This window comes from Gloeomargarita sp. SRBZ-1_bins_9 (assembly GCA_039794565.1).
Taxonomy (GTDB): Bacteria; Cyanobacteriota; Cyanobacteriia; order Gloeomargaritales; family Gloeomargaritaceae; genus Gloeomargarita.
In genome coordinates this window covers 266062-280636 of the sequence record JAUQVX010000002.1, presented here as the reverse complement: position 1 = coordinate 280636, position 14575 = coordinate 266062, and the positions used below count along the sequence as shown (strand labels likewise).

Sequence of the window (14575 nt, the reverse complement as noted above, 5' to 3'; positions counted from 1 at the left end):
CGCTACTAGACTGGTGGGGGCTATGACCGCCCTGCCGGCTAATGGGTCTGATTGGCCCCAGCGCCAGGTGCTAGATGGGCTACCCACGGGATAAAATGACCACCAAATCCCTTGGGGATAGGCCGATGAGCAAACCCTATCGCCCCACGGAATTTGCCTCCCCAACCACCCCCATCCGACCATCCCGTCTCCGCCCCTGGTGGCAGCAGGTGTGCTTGGGGACTGTGCGCCTGGGAATTTTGGGGGTGGGCTTGGGCGTGTTGACCGGCACCGGCTTGCGGATTTGGTCCAGCCAGGGTCACGACCGCCTTGGCTCGCTGCCTTTGCGTCCCCAGGACCGTCCCCCCACCTGGCAACAGTTTTTCTGGCCCCCGACAGCCGACCACCCCCCCCTTATCCCCCAACCGGTTCGTCCCACAACGCTGGAGGAACTGATTCCCCGCCGCGGCGAGATGCAACCCCTGCGCCAGCAACTCTTGCCCCTGATCCAGCGCCATGCCAAGATGACGGTCACCCTGTACGCGGTGGACTTAGATAGCGGCGAGTACCTAGACATCAACGGCACCCAGGCGGTCTCAGCGGCCAGCACCATCAAGTTGCCCCTGTTGCTTGCCCTGTTTCAAGCCTGGGACCAGGGGAAGGTGCGGCTGGAGGAACGGTTAACCATGACGAAAAACCTGGTGGCCGGTGGTTCGGGTAACATGCAGTTTCAGCCGGTGGGGACGACGTTTACCCTGCTGGACACCGCCACCCGCATGATCGTCATCAGCGATAATACGGCAACCAATATGATCCTGGAACGGCTGGGGGGCAAAGACCTGGTCAACCGCCAGTTTGCAGAATGGGGATTGCAAAACACGGTCATTCGCAATCTTTTGCCCGACCTCAAGGGTACCAACACCACCAGCGCCGCCGATTTGGTCCACACCCTGGCGCTCATCGAACGAGGAGAGGTCCTATCGCGCCGCAGCCGGGATTGGGTGTTGCACATTCTGCGCCGAACGGAAAACCGGAGCCTGTTGCCGGCGGGGCTGGGGCCGGGGGCGGTGATTGGTCATAAAACCGGCGACATTGGCTTCATCATCGGTGATGCGGGTTTGGTGGATACGGCCACCGGCCAACGCTACCTGGTTGCCATCTTCGTCCAAAGCGCCTACAACGACCCCCAAGCCGTGCAGTTAGTTCAGGAACTGTCCCGCCAGGTTTATCGCTACCTGAATCGCGTCAAATCACCTGACACACCCAACCCTTGAGATAGGCCCCCTCCGGCACCCAGAGATTAACCCCATGGTCCCAAGGTTGCCCCAAAGGTTGTAGTAGATGCACAGTGCGCCCGCTATCTATAGCTGCTGCGGCCAGGATTTTTTGAAATAAATCAGCACTCACCAGGCCCGAACAGGAAAAGGTCACCAAGAAACCGCCCGGTCGCAGCAGTTTCATCGCCAGCAAATTGATGTCTTTATAACCACGGGCGGCCTTGGGCACCTGGGCTTGGCTATCGGCAAATTTGGGTGGGTCGAGGATGATGTGGTCAAAGGTCCGCCCCGCATCCCGATACTGACGCAACACCTGGAACACATCCCCCACCACGCTGGTCACCCGGCGCCCGTCGCAACCATTCAGCGCCACATTTTGGGTCGCCAAGGTCAAGGCACTGGCCGAGCTGTCAATTTGGGTTACGTGCTCGCAACCGGCTCGCAACAAACTCACCGTAAACCCACCCGTATAGGCAAAGCAATTGAGGGCTTCTCCTCCCCGGCAATAGGCCTGCACCACCTGCCGATTTTCCCGCTGGTCCAGGTAAAAGCCCGTTTTGTGACCCCGTCGAATATCCACCCAAAAGCGGTTTTGGTACTCGCGAATCAGCACCAGTTCTGGTGGTTCGGGACCGGTGATTAACCCCGTGCGCCAAGGCAGCCCCTCCTTGCTTCGGCTATCCGTATCCGACCGTTCATAAACGGTGGCGCCGGGATAGAACTCCGTCAGAATATCCACCAGGGTTTCCCACCAAAAATCCGCCCCCCAGGTCAGGGACTGTAGGACCAGGACATCCCCATAGCGGTCCAGGATCACCCCCGGTAACCCATCCGCTTCCCCGTAAATCAAACGATAACTATCCAGGTCAGGACGGGCGCTAAAGACTTGCCGCCGTTGCCGAGCTTGGTCTATACGGGCACGCCACCAACAGGGGTCAATCCGGTCCGCCGCTTGGAAACTCCACACCCGCACCCGGATTTGTGACTCGGGCGACCAGGCCCCCCAGGCCAACCATTCCCCGTCGTGGCTATAGACCCCTACCGTACTACCGGGCAGAGGCCTGCCAACCAGGCGATCAATGGCTCCCGAAAATACCCAAGGGTGGTAGCGCCGGAGGGACTTGTCGCGGCCCGGTTTGAGGATGACCCTAGGGGTATCCACCTAGCTGGCCAAGTACTCGCGGATATTCACCCGCCGGCGGCGCAGGTGTTCCAGAGCCTGCTGCTCCAGCTGCCGCACCCGCTCCCGCGATAGGTTCAACCGCTTGCCCACCTTGGACAGGGACAGCTCCTTGCCGTCCTGTAGCCCAAAACGCAGACTAATCACCTCCCGTTGCTGGGGCGTCAGTTCCGCCATCAGACGCTCCAGGTCCCCCCGCAGGGCTTCACGGGTGGTGAAATCCTCCGGCGACATGCCCTTGTCCTCCAGCAGTTCCCCCAGCTCCGTATCCTGGTTATCACCGATGCGCAGGTCCATGGAAATCGGCTGCCGCGCCATCGTCAGGTACTCGCGAATCTGGGCCGGGTCTAACTCCAGAGCTTGGGCAATTTCCGAGGGCGTCGGGGAACGGCCCAATTGCTGGGACAACTCCCGCTGGGTCTTTTTAATCTTGTTCAGCTTCTCCGTGATGTGAATCGGCAAGCGGATGGTGCGGGCCTGCTGGGCAATCGCCCGGGTAATAGCCTGCCGAATCCACCAGTAGGCATAGGTGGAAAACTTATAGCCCCGGGTGGGGTCAAACTTTTCTACCCCCCGCTCCAGGCCTAGCGTACCCTCCTGGATGAGGTCCAACAGCTCCAAATTGCGCTTCTGGTACTTTTTGGCAATCGAGACCACCAGCCGCAGGTTCGCCTCAATCATCCGTTGCTTGGCCCGCTGGCCCCGCCGGAGAATGTTTCGCAATTCGGTCACCGACAGACCCGCCCGCTTAGCCCAGGCTTCTTCGTCGGGAGGTTGCCCAGTTTCTGCCGCCATCTGGTCCCGCAACTCCAGCAAGCGCATCATCTGCTGCACCTGTTTACCGTAAACAATTTCCTCCTCGTGGGTCAGCAGGGGCACCCGGCCAATTTCCTGCAAATAGGTGCGCACCATGTCCGGGGTGACCGAACCACGCCGGCCGGTGTCCAACTCACCCGGGCTGGTCCAACCATTTCCTAGTTCATCGGTGGGGAAGTCGGTGTAGTCGTTCATCATGGGTCGTTCCTACAATGGGGGAGACAAGAATCTGCTATAGTGGAGTCAGTAAAGGGTAAGAATATCGGTTGAACGCTGGATTATGTAAATGCCGTAGCCGTCCTAACGACTTCCATGTTCCGCGTCAAACCTTGAGTCACCTATCCCTTGCGCCCGCCTGACTCGCCAATCCACTGGTAAATACTACAACTCAACATTACGGCCATCAAGCTTCCTATTAACATGATAAACCAAATGTATCCTTGTGTAAATTCATACGCAGCTCCCCACCGGAGCGGATTTCCCCCCCTTTTGACCTCATCCGTAGCGTTGAGGTTCCCCTAGACCCCCAAATCCCGTCGTGCCGCCTGCGCCCGCGCCAGAATCTTTTCCCGGTCCTGGGTACTGTCTAGGTAGCCAAGGGACTGATAGAAAGCCTGGTCGTAGGGACGGGTTTGCATCACCACCGGCATCGGCACCGCATGGCCCAGCACCAGCGCCTGTTGCTTCGAATCCAGCTTAGCCAGCACCGACCGCAGCCCTTGACTACCCGCCACCCCCGTGAAAATAGCCTCAATATCTCTTTCATCATTCAGCAGGGCCGTAATCCGGGTGCCAATTTGGGACATCACCTCGTTATCAATCCCCGAGGGCCGTTGGTCCACCACCAAAAGCGTCACAAAGTACTTGCGCATCTCCCGGGCGATCGTCCCAAAGATAGTCTGGTGGGCCACGGCGGGATTGAGAAACCGGTGGGCCTCCTCAATGGTGATAACCAGTTGCCGGGGCCGGTCCTTGGGGTCCTTGGATTGTAAAAACTTCTCCGCTTTCTTCACATAGGAACCGTGAATCCGGCGGGTAATGATATTGGTGGCCAGCATGTAGGCCAAGAGATTCGATTGGGACCCAAATTCAATCACCACATGCTTGCCCGCATCCAGGTCCCGCAGAATCTGTTGCACGTAGTTATTGGCTGAGGCGGAGCAAATGTAGGACAGATTTTCCAGGCGTTGGAGTTTGCGCTGCAAAGCCATGATGGCCGCCGGACTACCCCGCCGCGTCTGGCAAAACTCCTGGATTTCTTCGTTGGACAATTGCAGAAGTTGACCAATCCATTGGTTGCCGTATTCCGCCCGCAAGATGTTGGCGTTTTCGATACTGGCCTCCGAAAGGTTCAACACCTCCCGCAATAACTCCAAATCCTCCACCTCAATTTGGTCGAGGCTAATCCGCAGTTCCTGCGCCTGGGGCACCCCCCGCCGTTTGGTCGAATCCGGGTCTAGGGTATAAATCTGCACCTGGTCGGGGAAGAGCTGCTTTAACCCCTTGACGGTGGAGGCCTCTTTGCCCTCTTTCATCGCCTCCCAGCCGTACTCCGAGTGCATGTCGAACACCAGATTCACCGCCGCTTGTTTGTGAATAATGCCGCATAGGAGCAACCGGGTCAGGAAGGATTTGCCGGTGCCGGATTTGCCGAAAATGCCGTTACTCCGTTCTACAAACCGGTCCAGGTCCAGGCAAATGGGGACATCCATATCCAGAGGCCGCCCAATAGCAAAGTTGCGCCGGTGGGGATCATCCTCCCAACCAAAGACCGACCGGAAATCCTGCTCCGAAGCCTCATACACCTGGCTGAAATGGCTGGGCACCGTTTTCACCGGCAGTAGCTCCATGGGTTGGTCGCCATCCCCCGTCACCAATACCAGCATGGGACTGAGATTAATCGTGGAGTAGGTGCCCGTCCCAGCCAGTACCTGGGTGAGGAATTGATTGTGGGGCGCGGGGGGATCGGCAAGGATGCGGGGGCTGGCCGTTCCCAAGACCACATCCGTCAACATGCAAAAAAACCGGGCACGCCGCCCCTGTACCACTAAAAATTTGCCCACCCGCAAATCCTCCACCGAGACATCGGGATGCAGACGCACCTCCAAACCCTGGGTCAGGGAGCCTTGAATCACAACACCAAGGGGGCCTGTGTGGGTCATAAATTCCCGTCCGTATTACCCTAAATTTGGTTCTATCCTAATCTGAATAGCCCACCGATGGCGCGGGCCAGCCCTTAGCCCTGCAGACTGGGCAGATCAACCATAAAAAAATACCCCCGTTTGGGGGGTAGACATTCCTCAGAGTGAAATCTTGGCTGCAATCCTACAGGAATTAGCCGTTGATCGCCGGGGCCACCACCGGTTCAGCGGAGGCCAGATCCAGGGGGAAGTTGTGGGCGTTGCGCTCATGCATCACTTCGATCCCCAGGTTGGCCCGGTTGATCACATCCGCCCAGGTGTTAATCACCCGACCTTGGCTGTCCACGATGGACTGGTTGAAGTTAAAGCCGTTCAGGTTGAAGGCCATCGTGCTGATGCCCAGGGAGGTGAACCAGATGCCCACCACCGGCCAGGCCGCCAGGAAGAAGTGCAGCGAACGGCTGTTGTTAAAGCTGGCGTATTGGAAGATCAGCCGGCCGAAGTAGCCGTGGGCTGCCACAATGTTGTAGGTTTCTTCCTCTTGGCCGAACTTGTAGCCGTAGTTCTGGGACTCATCCTCAGAGGTTTCCCGGATCAAGGAGGAGGTCACCAGGGAACCATGCATGGCGCAGAACAGGGCACCGCCAAACACCCCCGCCACCCCCAACATATGGAAGGGGTGCATCAGGATGTTGTGCTCCGCCTGGAACACCAGCATGAAGTTGAAGGTACCGGAAATCCCCAGAGGCATCCCATCCGAGAAGGACCCCTGGCCAATGGGATAGATCAAAAACACAGCAGTCGCAGCCGCCACCGGCGCCGAGTAGGCCACACAAATCCAGGGACGCATCCCCAGCCGGTAGGACAACTCCCACTCCCGACCCATGTAGCAGAACACACCGATCAGGAAGTGCAGCACGATCAACTGGTAAGGGCCGCCATTGTACAGCCACTCATCCAAGGAAGCCGCTTCCCAAATCGGGTACAGGTGCATCCCAATGGCATTGGAGGAAGGCACCACCGCCGCCGTGATGATGTTGTTGCCATACAGCAGCGAACCGGACACCGGCTCACGAATCCCGTCAATATCCACCGGGGGAGCCGCAATGAACGCAATGATGAAGCAAGCCGTGGCAGTCAGCAGGGTGGGGATCATCAACACGCCAAACCAGCCCACATACAGCCGGTTGTCGGTGCTGGTCACCCACTGGCAGAACTGCTCCCACAGGCTCACGCTCGAACGACGTTCCAGGGTTACAGTCATGGTTCTATCAGTCCAGTAAACGACAACAGCAGGGAAAACTCCCTGGGCCTATCTTAACGCATAGGTCGGGTTTTGTGAAGGACTGTTACAGGGTTTTTATGTTTTTGGTCAGCCGGGGGGCCAACCCAGGTCCCTGCCGCCCAGGATGTGAATGTGCAGGTGATAGACGGTTTGACCGGCCTGGGGACCGTCGTTGATCACCAGCCGATAGCCCTGGGTCAGGTTTTGCGCCTGGGCCACCCGTTGGGCAATCAGGAGCAAATGCCCCAGCAGAGCCTGGTGTTCGGGCCGGGCTGCCGACAGGCGAGGGAGCGGTTCCTTGGGAATGACCAGCAAATGCACCGGCGCCTGGGGGTTGATGTCCTGGATCACCAGGCACAGGTCGTCCTCATGGAGGATGGTGGCGGGGAGTTCCCTACGGATAATGCGGCCAAAGACGGTATCGCTGCTCATGGATATAACGAAAACGTCAACCGTCTCCCAGTTTCGCAGAATCCGTTAAGCTAAATGGGGAAATTTTCCCCAAAAGGCCCTATGCTCAGCAACCGCGACCGGGTGCAGGTTCTCAGCGAAGCCTTGCCTTACATCCAGAAATTCGCCGGGCGCACCATCGTGATCAAATACGGCGGGGCAGCCATGAAGGATGAATCCTTAAAACAACAGGTCATCAGCGACGTGGTGTTCATGTCCTGCGTCGGGATTCGCCCCATCCTGGTCCATGGCGGCGGGCCGGAGATCAATACCTGGTTGGACAAGCTGGGTATCGCCCCCCAGTTCAAAAACGGCCTGCGGGTGACCGATGCGGCCACGATGGAGGTGGTGGAGATGGTGCTGGTGGGTCGGGTCAATAAAGAAATCGTGCGCTTGATCAACCAGGCGGGGGGCAAGGCGGTGGGCATCGCTGGCGTGGATGGCCATCTGATTCAGGCCCGTCCTGAGGGTTCTGACGACATCGGCTTTGTGGGGGAAGTCAAAAGCGTAGAGACCCACCTTTTAGAAACTTTGATCCAGTCGGGCTATATTCCGGTGGTCTCCAGCGTAGCCGCCGATGAAACCGGCCAAGCCTACAACATCAACGCCGATACGGTTGCCGGAGAAATTGCCGCTGCCCTCGGAGCCGAAAAGCTCATCCTGCTGACAGACACCCCCGGCATCCTGCACGACCCCCAGGACCCCAGCACCCTCTATCACTTTCTCAACATTCAGCAGGCGCGGGCGCTCATCGAACAGGGGGTGATCCGGGGGGGCATGATTCCCAAAGTAAACTGCTGCGTGCGGTCCCTGGCCCAGGGGGTGAAAGCCGCCCACATCCTCGACGGCCGATTGCCCCATGCGTTGCTTTTGGAAATCTTTACCGATACGGGGATTGGCTCCATGATCGTGGCCTCGGGCGTAGGTCATGCCCCCAATTGATACCCCAATCCGTTATATTTTCTTAACCCCACCGGTGCGAGCTTGAGAATCCTTAACCACCTTCTGGAGCAACGGCATGTAACCAGCTTCGACTTGAGCATTAAAGGCTTTCCAATCGGCGTCAGGCTTATTTTCGGCATAGGTTTTGACCCATTTCATCATCTGTATAACCAAGTTGGCCACTTCCACTACACATGGACCGTCATAACATTTTTTCAGCCACGACTGACCGTAACCTTTGTAGTAGGCCATCACGTCGGCAACCGCCTTTTCTGACGGGGTAAATTCCTGGACTTTAACCACCTGGGGACCAACGGTGTAGATGCGACTACATTTGGTTTGTGCATGGCAGGCAAATTGCAGACCGTCAGGTGGTAGCCGAATCTCTAATTGGGGAAACAGGATCGTCTGATCCCAACTGGTTGACCAAACAGCCAGGTCCAAAAAGAGCTTAGCATTAATCCCCGGCGTAATGATGAACGATACTTCATAAACAGGGTCGCCCAGGGAAAAACTACTACTTTGATCGGCAGGACTGGTTTTTAGGGGTATCCTGAGGCCTGAAGCGGTTAGCAGCCTTGAGGAACCACCAGCTAAGTTGTCCACCAGTTTGAGGGTCAATGAACCCGATTGCATAGCCAGAGCCAGCACCGGATGCACCTTGGCACCAATGACACCAAAGTTAGCGGAATTGCCTAAAAAATCTATTTGTTCGATGACCGTCGTTTGGGAGAGGGTCTGATTCCCAGGGGCTGGCGGCGTCAATTGTCCACCACTAAAAATGCCCGGTAGGTACTGGGTGAAGTCGGCTTCTAGGGATGGATGGACACCCGTTGTACCAATAATAGGGAATTTTACGGCTAAACCGGCTTTAGCGGATGCTTCGGCGACGATTTCCTTGCCCTGAAATAATTTTTCCTTGGGTAATCCCGCCTCCAGATAGTGACCTTCATGGCCATTGACGGGACTAAAGTTAACCGTCACTTCTGCTTGGTCCTGACCCAAATAGCTGTAAGTCCCCCAGGTTTTGATCGGGAAACGCAGTCCTAAGCCGTACCTAAATTGAGCGTAGGCTTCTGCAAAGTAAGTTTCGGCACACCCTAACCAACACCATTTAATGGTTTTCTCGATGCGCCGGCGCCATTCGTACTCTCGACCTAAAGTAAAGCCGGTTAAAAAATAACGCTCCGGTAGGGCTTGGGTTGTAGGTTTGTGGGCGGTGCTCGTGGCTGAAACCCCGTCCTTTTGGGGTAATTTAATGTTTTGCAGGACCAGAAAATCCGGTGTTTTAAGAATCAGTTTGAGACCGGGAATATACCAGTCTAATTGGTCTTTGACCGGGATGAACATAACCTGCTCAATGACGGTTTCGCTAGAATTGGCCATCTCGGTCATCAATGCTTCGTCATCCAAGGCGGCTAGGCGTTGGACCTCAGCCTGACCCCAGTTTTGAACCATCCTGGCCCGCTGGGTGGGGTCCTGGAAGTAAGCCCGCAACTGGGCCATGTATCCCCTCAGGGCCGACAGTTGTTTGGCTCGCCATTCCCGCTGCCGCAGTGACCAGTCATGGACAGGTCCGGGTCGGCCGGTTCCCTCCCTAAATAGTTGCTGATTACGGGCTTCTAAGGCGCTTTCGGACAGCCGACTTGCACAAGCAACCCCCGCCTGTTCCACTTGACGACGGCTAGCCGGATTGGTGCAGGCCCCCGGTTTCAATTCGTAACGCAGGAGGGTGTGAATGACCATGCCATCCCTTACTTCCCAGACAGTTGTCGTATCCGTCTGTACGGTCGCCAAGTTGGGTAAAGCCCGTAGCTTCTGGGCCACGTTGAACGGTGCTTTTGGGTCATTCAAAAAAGGTTGAAAATTTAACCGGCCAAGACCAAAGCTTAAAATGGGCTGTTGACGCAGGCTGCTCAGGTTGAACTGGCGTTGAATCCCCAGTCTAGGCAACTGATCGCTTAGGGTCCGATGGGATAAAATCGCAGAGCCATCCAACTGATGCGTTTTTAAGTCCGCAGGTGGGTTGATTTCGATAGACCTGAGTACTTCGGGCGAGACAGAAAAAGAGGTACTAGGGACAGGCTTGGAGTCGAATATACCTTGGGCGCATACCGGTAATGCATAAGCCACGAATGGTACAACAACCAACGATAGAACCTGGGCTTTACTTGGTTTGCCAGCCATGTTGTTCTCCCTGGGAAAGGAAACTGTGATAGTTAGCAGCTATGCCCTAGAGGGTTATTCCCTAACAGGTACCGAGCCGTTTAGCTGATTGTATTGGTAAGTCATCCATTTGCCCAAGGCCGTCGGCAATAAGTTAATGAATCGTAAAGAATCGGCGATGGTGGGTGGAACTTTTTTCCTGGCTTGGTTCCCCGGTCGCGAGAACCCTGGTTGGTCTAACGGCTCTAGGGGTTGAGGCTTGGTACAATAACGGGCGGATTGGCTCCCGGAGCTGCTATGCGGCGGTTGCTGTTTCTGGATTTTGACGGAGTGTTGCACGCCGAGGGGGAGTTGCCCTTTACTCGGGTACCCCTGGTGGAACGCTACCTGCTGGCCCTGCCGGAGTTGGAGATGGTGATCAGTTCTTCTTGGCGCTACGAACATTCCCTCCACCAGTTACGCTCGTTTTTTACACCGGCGTTGCGCCCGCGGATTGTCGGAACAACCCCCGTTCACCCGGATGGACTGGGGCCGGGGGGACGACGCCGGGAGATCGAGGACTTTCTGGCTCAGGAACGGGCAGACGCCTGGGTGGCCCTGGATGACATGGCGGCATTGTTTGCCCCGGGGGACCCGCACTTAATTTGGGTGGACCCGCGCCAGGGATTTACTGACCGGGAGGGGGAAATTTTAACAGCCTGGTATCACACGGGCCAGTTGCCCCAGTTGGCTGTTCCCTAGGGCTGCATCTGCCGGGTGCGCTCCAGTTCCTGCTCTAGAGCCTTGTAGAGGGAAAACTGCTTGCGGGCACGGGCTACCTGGATACCTTGCTCAAAATCAGCGATAGCGCCGGCCAGGTCCTGCATCTGCCGCCTGATGCTGCCCCGCAAGCCATAGACGGCGGCCTGTTGGGGGTCCAATGCCAGGGATTGGTTCAAATCCGCCAGGGCCGCCTCCAGGTCCCTGCGATAACGAAACCGCAATAAACCCCGTAGGGTATAGGCGGGAGCGTAGGTGGGGTTGAGTTGAATGGCCTTTTCCGCATCGGCTAGGGCAGCCGCGTCTTGTCCCAGAAAACTATAGGCCTGCCCCCGCTGGTAATAGACCTCAAAGCGCTGGGGTTGCACCTTAATGGCCTGGGTGAAGGCGGCGACGGCCTGGGTGTACTCCCGCAGGGTGAGGGCTTCCTGGCCCCGCTCCAGGTGGTCAAAGTAGGTTTGCAAGGCATCTTGGGCCAGGGCTATCGGGGCTACACCCAGCACCACCCCCAGACCGATACCCAACCCCTGTGCTAAATGCCGCCGCCAGCCCATCGCTGATCCCCAACCGTCAGGCCCATTTTACGTCATTTATCCCGGAGTTGCCGTGGAGGCGTCCCCAAAACTGGTACATTAAACAAATATCGCAAAAGATGGGCAAGAGGTTATGAACGTTCTGGTCATTGGTGGGGACGGTTACTGTGGTTGGGCCACGGCCCTTTATCTCTCCAATCGCGGCCACCGGGTCGGCATCCTAGACAGCCTCATCCGTCGCTATTGGGACCTGCAATTGCAAGTCGAAACCCTGACTCCCATTACGTCCATCCAGGAGCGGTTACGCCGCTGGTACGAATTGACCGGACGGAAAATCGAGCTGTTTTTGGGGGATGTTACGGACTACCAGTTTCTCATCAAGGCCCTACGCCAGTTTGAACCGGAAGCCATCGTCCATTTCGGGGAACAACGGTCGGCGCCCTTTTCCATGATTGACCGGGAACATGCGGTGTTGACCCAGGTGAATAACGTGGTGGGGACCCTGAATATCCTCTACGCCCTGAAGGAGGAATTCCCCGACTGCCACCTGGTGAAATTGGGAACGATGGGGGAATACGGCACCCCCAACATTGACATCGAGGAGGGTTACATCACCATCGAGCACAACGGGCGCAAGGATACCCTGCCTTACCCGAAACAACCGGGTTCTATGTACCACTTGAGCAAGGTGCATGACTCCCACAACATCCACTTTGCTTGCCGGGTGTGGGGGCTGCGGGCGACGGATCTGAACCAGGGGGTGGTTTATGGGGTGCTCACGGAAGAGTGTGGCATGGATGAGGCCCTGATCAACCGCTTGGACTACGACGGTATCTTCGGCACGGCCCTCAACCGCTTTTGCATTCAGGCGGCGATTGGCCATCCTTTAACCGTCTACGGCAAGGGGGGACAAACCCGGGGTTTCCTGGACATCCGGGATACGGTGCGCTGTGTGGAACTGGCGATTAATCACCCGGCCCAGCCCGGCGAATTTCGGGTGTTTAACCAGTTCACCGAGCAATTTACGGTGCTGGAGTTGGCCCAGAAGGTGCAGCAGGCGGGGGCAGCTATGGGACTCAAGGTGACCATTAACCACATAGATAACCCCCGCGTGGAGCAGGAGGAGCACTACTACCACGCCAAAAACACCAAGTTGCTGGACCTGGGCCTGCAACCTCACTACCTGTCGGATTCCCTGTTGGATTCGCTGTTGAATTTCGCCATCCGCTACAAACACCGGGTGGATATGAACCAAATCCTACCCAGGGTGAACTGGCGGCGTTAACCGGCCAGGTAGTGGCGCATATCGCTGCGACGGCGCTTAAGCCGGGTGAGGGCCTCCCGCTCAATCTGCCGCACCCGTTCTCGGCTGATATTCATCAACTCGCCGATGCGGGAGAGGGTCATGGGGGTTTCGCCGTTTAATCCATAGCGCAGGCGGATGACTTGCCGCTGTTGGGGTGTCAGGTCGTTGATGACGCTGGCGATGTCGCTGAGTAGGGACTCCTGGGTAGCGTAGTCCTCGGGACCCATGCCCTGGTCCTCCAGTAAATCCCCCAGCTCCGTATCCAAGTTATCCCCCACTTTCACATCCAAGGACAGGGGCTGGCGCATCCGCTCTAAATACTCCCGCACCTGCTCAGGGGTCAAATCCAGGGCTTGGGCCAGCTCGTTGACCGTCGGGGAGCGCCCCAGTTTCTGGGACAGTTCCCGCTGCACCCGCTTAAATTTGTTCATTTTTTCAGTGATATGGATCGGCAGGCGGATGGTGCGGCTTTTTTCGGCAATGGCGCGGGTGATGGCCTGGCGAATCCACCAGTAAGCATAGGTGCTAAAGCGATACCCCTTGCTGGGGTCGAATTTTTCCACCCCCCGTTGCATGCCAATCGTACCCTCTTGGATCAAATCCAGCAGGTCCACATTGCGTTTGACGTATTTTTTGGCCACGGAGACCACCAGGCGTAAATTGGCCTCGATCATCTTGCGCTTGGCTTGCTCACCCGCTTTACAGCGCTGCTCTAGCTCTTCGACCGAACAGCCCACATACTCGGCCCATTCCTGCTGGGTAATGGGTCGCCCCAATTCCCGTTCCCGCTCGGCCCGCTTTTCCTGCAACTGGGTCAGGGCCTGCACCTGCCGACCTAAGGCCACTTCCTCCGCATGGCTCAACAGGGGAATCCGGCCAATCTCACGCAAATACACCCGCACCGGGTCAAGGGAAGCATCAGGGGTCGCCATAAGAGCCATCACTAAAACAACCTAAATCTTTCTTTAAGTATTTTTTAGGGTACTTTAACAACGGTGATGTTGTCAAAGTGGGACAAAAAAACAGGGGCTGGTCCCCTGTTCGGTGGTGCAGGTTACCCCCAGGGTTAGGCCGTGGCAGCGGCGTACTGGGCGCTGACGAAATCCCAGTTGATCAGGTGGTCAATGAAGTCCTGGGCGTAATCGGGCCGCCGGTTCTGATAGACCAGGTAGTAGGCGTGCTCCCACACGTCCATCGTCAGCAGGGGGACTTGGTTAAAGCACAGGGGGTTGTCGGCATTGGCGGTCTTGGTCACCTTGAGGGTGCCGTTGTCTAACACCAACCAGGCCCAACCGCTGCCAAATTGGCTGACCCCTGCCTGCTTAAAGGCCTGCTTAAAGGCTTCAAAGCTGCCGAAGTCGGCCTTGATTTTTTCCGCCAGGGGGCCGGTCGGTTCACCCCCACCGCCGGGTTTCATGCAGTTCCAGTAGAAGGTGTGGTTCCAGGCCTGGGCGCCGTTGTTGAAAATGGCCACCTTGCTGGAGTCGCCGTAGGTTTTCTTGATTACCTCCTCCAGGGGCATGCTGTCGTACTCGGTGTCCTTGACCAGGTTGTTGTAGTTGGTCACGTAGGCGGCGTGGTGCTTGCCATAGTGATAGCTCATGAGTTCCCCCGTGATATAGGGCGCTAGGGCGTCCTGGGGGTAGGGCAGTTCCGGTAACTGGTAAGCCATAGCCAATCCTTCCTCAGATGGGTTGCCTTGCCCCTCTACTGTAGCGCAAAGAGCCGTACTCGTAACGAG

13 protein-coding genes are annotated in these 14575 nt (G+C 57.0%); 4 read left to right on the top strand and 9 right to left on the bottom strand.

The window, feature by feature from the left end; genetic code table 11:
- Positions 1-125: 125 nt before the first annotated feature.
- A complete protein-coding gene (locus Q6L55_03895; GenBank protein ID MEN9257858.1) occupies positions 126-1253 on the top strand; it encodes a serine hydrolase in 1128 nt (375 codons plus the stop codon).
- Here the strand turns inward: Q6L55_03895 and Q6L55_03890 are convergent.
- From Q6L55_03890 to Q6L55_03870, 5 genes are all read right to left on the bottom strand, one after another.
- Entirely contained in the window at positions 1225-2418 is a 1194-nt protein-coding gene (locus tag Q6L55_03890; protein ID MEN9257857.1) for a class I SAM-dependent methyltransferase, read from the bottom strand. The genes Q6L55_03895 and Q6L55_03890 overlap by 29 nt on opposite strands.
- Positions 2419-3450 (bottom strand): RNA polymerase sigma factor, RpoD/SigA family, encoded by a 1032-nt coding sequence (locus Q6L55_03885; protein ID MEN9257856.1) that lies wholly within the window; start codon positions 3448-3450, stop codon positions 2419-2421.
- A gap of 320 nt (positions 3451-3770) precedes the next feature.
- Positions 3771-5414 (bottom strand): DUF87 domain-containing protein, encoded by a 1644-nt coding sequence (locus tag Q6L55_03880; GenBank protein MEN9257855.1) that lies wholly within the window; start codon positions 5412-5414, stop codon positions 3771-3773.
- A gap of 172 nt (positions 5415-5586) precedes the next feature.
- Complete coding sequence (gene psbA, locus Q6L55_03875; protein MEN9257854.1) at positions 5587-6657, bottom strand: photosystem II q(b) protein; 1071 nt, start codon at positions 6655-6657, stop codon at positions 5587-5589.
- A 108-nt stretch (positions 6658-6765) separates the two neighbouring features.
- Entirely contained in the window at positions 6766-7110 is a 345-nt protein-coding gene (locus Q6L55_03870) for a histidine triad nucleotide-binding protein (protein MEN9257853.1), read from the bottom strand.
- 81 nt (positions 7111-7191) lie between these two features.
- Between Q6L55_03870 and argB the strand changes: the two genes are divergently transcribed.
- Positions 7192-8070, top strand: a complete 879-nt coding sequence (gene argB, locus Q6L55_03865; protein ID MEN9257852.1) for an acetylglutamate kinase — start codon at positions 7192-7194, stop codon at positions 8068-8070.
- 12 nt (positions 8071-8082) lie between these two features.
- Here the strand turns inward: argB and Q6L55_03860 are convergent, their stop codons facing one another.
- A complete protein-coding gene (locus Q6L55_03860) occupies positions 8083-10257 on the bottom strand; it encodes a hypothetical protein (protein MEN9257851.1) in 2175 nt (724 codons plus the stop codon).
- Positions 10258-10533: 276 nt separating this feature from the next.
- Here Q6L55_03860 and Q6L55_03855 point away from each other — a divergent pair, with 276 nt between their 5' ends.
- On the top strand, positions 10534-10977 hold the full coding sequence (locus Q6L55_03855) for an HAD domain-containing protein (protein MEN9257850.1): 444 nt from the start codon (positions 10534-10536) through the stop codon (positions 10975-10977).
- Here Q6L55_03855 and Q6L55_03850 read toward each other — a convergent pair.
- Positions 10974-11549, bottom strand: coding sequence for a tetratricopeptide repeat protein (locus Q6L55_03850; protein ID MEN9257849.1), 576 nt, complete (start codon positions 11547-11549; stop codon positions 10974-10976). The genes Q6L55_03855 and Q6L55_03850 overlap by 4 nt on opposite strands.
- Before the next feature lie 112 nt (positions 11550-11661).
- On the opposite strand from Q6L55_03850, the gene Q6L55_03845 reads away from it, so the two are divergent.
- Positions 11662-12813 (top strand): NAD-dependent epimerase/dehydratase family protein, encoded by a 1152-nt coding sequence (locus Q6L55_03845; protein ID MEN9257848.1) that lies wholly within the window; start codon positions 11662-11664, stop codon positions 12811-12813.
- Here the strand turns inward: Q6L55_03845 and Q6L55_03840 are convergent.
- Together Q6L55_03840 and Q6L55_03835 are read right to left on the bottom strand one after the other, a co-directional pair.
- Entirely contained in the window at positions 12810-13766 is a 957-nt protein-coding gene (locus tag Q6L55_03840; protein MEN9257847.1) for an RNA polymerase sigma factor, RpoD/SigA family, read from the bottom strand. The two genes, Q6L55_03845 and Q6L55_03840, sit on opposite strands and share 4 nt — an antisense overlap.
- Positions 13767-13900: 134 nt before the next feature.
- On the bottom strand, positions 13901-14506 hold the full coding sequence (locus Q6L55_03835; protein ID MEN9257846.1) for a superoxide dismutase: 606 nt from the start codon (positions 14504-14506) through the stop codon (positions 13901-13903).
- Between the last annotated feature and the right edge of the window lie 69 nt (positions 14507-14575).

What these genes read in the sequence shown, in the direction of transcription:
- Q6L55_03855 (MEN9257850.1), top strand. Translation starts at nt 10,534, where the DNA reads ATGCGGCGGTTGCTGTTTCTGGATTTTGACGGAGTGTTGCACGCCGAG.
- psbA (MEN9257854.1), bottom strand. Translation starts at nt 6,657, where the DNA reads ATGACTGTAACCCTGGAACGTCGTTCGAGCGTGAGCCTGTGGGAGCAG.
- Q6L55_03870 (MEN9257853.1), bottom strand. Translation starts at nt 7,110, where the DNA reads ATGAGCAGCGATACCGTCTTTGGCCGCATTATCCGTAGGGAACTCCCC.
- Q6L55_03835 (MEN9257846.1), bottom strand. Translation starts at nt 14,506, where the DNA reads ATGGCTTACCAGTTACCGGAACTGCCCTACCCCCAGGACGCCCTAGCG.
- Q6L55_03860 (MEN9257851.1), bottom strand. Translation starts at nt 10,257, where the DNA reads ATGGCTGGCAAACCAAGTAAAGCCCAGGTTCTATCGTTGGTTGTTGTA.
- Q6L55_03885 (MEN9257856.1), bottom strand. Translation starts at nt 3,450, where the DNA reads ATGATGAACGACTACACCGACTTCCCCACCGATGAACTAGGAAATGGT.
- Q6L55_03895 (MEN9257858.1), top strand. Translation starts at nt 126, where the DNA reads ATGAGCAAACCCTATCGCCCCACGGAATTTGCCTCCCCAACCACCCCC.
- Q6L55_03845 (MEN9257848.1), top strand. Translation starts at nt 11,662, where the DNA reads ATGAACGTTCTGGTCATTGGTGGGGACGGTTACTGTGGTTGGGCCACG.
- Q6L55_03880 (MEN9257855.1), bottom strand. Translation starts at nt 5,414, where the DNA reads ATGACCCACACAGGCCCCCTTGGTGTTGTGATTCAAGGCTCCCTGACC.
- argB (MEN9257852.1), top strand. Translation starts at nt 7,192, where the DNA reads ATGCTCAGCAACCGCGACCGGGTGCAGGTTCTCAGCGAAGCCTTGCCT.
- Q6L55_03840 (MEN9257847.1), bottom strand. Translation starts at nt 13,766, where the DNA reads ATGGCGACCCCTGATGCTTCCCTTGACCCGGTGCGGGTGTATTTGCGT.
- Q6L55_03850 (MEN9257849.1), bottom strand. Translation starts at nt 11,549, where the DNA reads ATGGGCTGGCGGCGGCATTTAGCACAGGGGTTGGGTATCGGTCTGGGG.